This window comes from Vreelandella indica (assembly GCF_037070225.1).
GTDB classification, from domain to species: Bacteria; Pseudomonadota; Gammaproteobacteria; order Pseudomonadales; family Halomonadaceae; genus Vreelandella; species Vreelandella arctica.
Genome location: NZ_JBANSO010000075.1, coordinates 1 through 2,179 on the forward strand (window position 1 = coordinate 1; position 2,179 = coordinate 2,179).

A 2,179-nucleotide genomic window follows, 5' to 3' on the forward strand; every position below is an offset into this window, starting at 1 on the left:
ACCACCTGTTTGACGGCTTCGATTTTGAATTCTTCAGTGTAGCGGGGATGGCTCATGGTTCCTCCTAGATACCTTTAGTATAAGGCCTGGAGGTGTCTACGAAACCTGGGGCGATTCAATCGACGATATGTCGGCTGGTCGCTGACTGGCAAGAGTGATGAACATGCCGAATTTTCGCCCCTCTTTGATAATCTCTTCAAACTGCTCAAGCCGATAATCCTTCCACGTTTCGCTTTCACGTGCCGACTGATCTGAGAGAATATTGTGCGCCTCGTCGATAATAAGATGGACGGTACGGTTCGGCGGATTAGCAACCACAGACTTATGGCTGTTGTAGTAATGCTTGGCAAAAAGCAGCGGCAAAATTTTCTTCAACTCGTTATTGCAACGACGCATCGAGATGACCGTAAGTAGCCGTTCGTCCGGCGGCAATTCAGAGATTCTTAGCACCTTGCGAAGGCTAGCCAATGAGGACTCGACTCGCTTGAGCAGCGGCTGGATGTGTTCGAATTGAACATAACCTGCGTTCAGATCAGCGATTAGCTGTAGGTTAACCCTCAGCACAAGCTGATCGAATTCATCGACATCTTGAGCGTGCAGAGTCTCCACAATTGGAGCAATGTGCGTATCATACCTGACGCCATCTGGATCGATGAATGCCCCGTGATAAGTGAAGCGACCTTGGTTGCGATGCCAAGTGATATCGCTCAATAGGTTTTGCAATAATTGGTCGCCCATCTTCTTTCCAACAGTGCGCATCAGATCCAATGTGGCGGGCTTAACTTCACCGGCACAGAAAGACTGCCTAAACTTAGCTTTGGCGTAAGTCTCTAATGACGCTGGATCTGCACCGAAGCGTTGCTTACCTGAAATTACCCGATTGAGGAAAGGTCGCTGCGTGTTAGTAGTAGCTTGGAAAAGCAGTGCCAATGTCTCTAGCTCCCAAAATTCCTCTTGGGCCAACGGGAATCGAGACGTTTGATCGTCCAGATCTGGAGCTATCTGCGTGGATAGATGATAAAGAGTCTTGTTGTCGGTCGACGTCAGCTGCTCGCCACCGTACTCCCCGTTAAAGTCTAAGATGATGAACCGGCTCTTGCCCGCGATTACTGCCAATTTCTGGTCAAAGAGAACGGTGTATAACTTAGCTAGCGTGTTGGACTTACCACTCCCAGTGTTACCAAAGATGCCGATGTGGCCATTGAATAGGTGCTTCCACGGTAGTCCGACTGCGATCTCCTCTTTGAGCATTTTCCCAATCTTGAAATCACCATCGGCTTCGCGGTCAAAGATGGATCTGATCCTTTCTTCGGACAACAGGTGGGCAGTGTCTTGAATCATTGGCAGAAACTTGATGCCTTGGTTAAAACCAGTTTGGTCGAAGTAGCCTATGGGTCTTGCCTCTACTTTTCGGACAAAGGTTTGCTTGCCGTCGCGGAACTCTGTCCGGCTTTCGTCCAAGAATTCCCCCTCGACCGTGCAAATAATGTCGCGGAATCCACGCTGGATTGACAGGTACTCGCGGATCGACACTCCCTTGTATTTGTCACCCTCGTAGAAAAGAGTTTCTTTGCTAGACTGCTCGTCGATTTTAAGAACTAGCTTGGTACCATGTACTGCAATAACTTCGCCTACGCGGATGCTCATATGAGATCCTCAAGCTCATGCGATGCTTTTAGATCAGTGGCAGCCCCTCCAGCACCAGATACCAACGGCGCTGATGTTATCGCATCTGGCCAAGCCAGCACCTGCTCATTGAAGGCGGTGAAGCTCATCTCCTCGTCTTCCAAGGCTAAGCACTTGACGTTACGATGGCTTTTAAACCTATCTTCCATCGTTAGGTGCTCCGACTTGTTGAAGCAGCACACAAAAACCTGCAAACGAGGGTTGGACAGTGACCGCATGACCAAGTTGAGAATGTGTTCGTCTGCAAACGAAAAGCCGAAGGTAATAAGCACGGCATTGGGCTTTTCCAGCTCATAGCTGAGCAGCCGTAACATCTGGTAGTAGTGCTCTTCGTAAACGGTTTCGTGGAACTTCCACTTTGTCGGGTTAACGATTGCGTATTCCGGCGAACGTGACCGGTCATTCCGGTGATCGTGACCGATTTGCACACAGCCTTCACGCTGGAGAGAGTTTTGTACGCTGAGCGGTCACGATGGGTCAACCGATTCCGTTT

At 49.5% G+C, this 2,179-nt stretch carries 2 protein-coding genes; both read right to left on the reverse strand.

The genetic code is table 11. The features are described 5' to 3' along the window. Positions 1–96: 96 nt before the first annotated feature. On the reverse strand, positions 97–1,647 hold the full coding sequence (locus V8L71_RS20500; RefSeq protein WP_336275318.1) for an ATP-binding protein: 1,551 nt from the start codon (positions 1,645–1,647) through the stop codon (positions 97–99). After that, on the reverse strand, positions 1,644–2,114 hold the full coding sequence (locus tag V8L71_RS20505; protein ID WP_336275319.1) for a hypothetical protein: 471 nt from the start codon (positions 2,112–2,114) through the stop codon (positions 1,644–1,646). The genes V8L71_RS20500 and V8L71_RS20505 overlap by 4 nt, the downstream gene beginning before the upstream one ends. Positions 2,115–2,179 lie beyond the last annotated feature (65 nt).

What these genes read in the sequence shown, in the direction of transcription:
- V8L71_RS20500 (WP_336275318.1), bottom strand. Translation starts at nt 1,647, where the DNA reads ATGAGCATCCGCGTAGGCGAAGTTATTGCAGTACATGGTACCAAGCTA.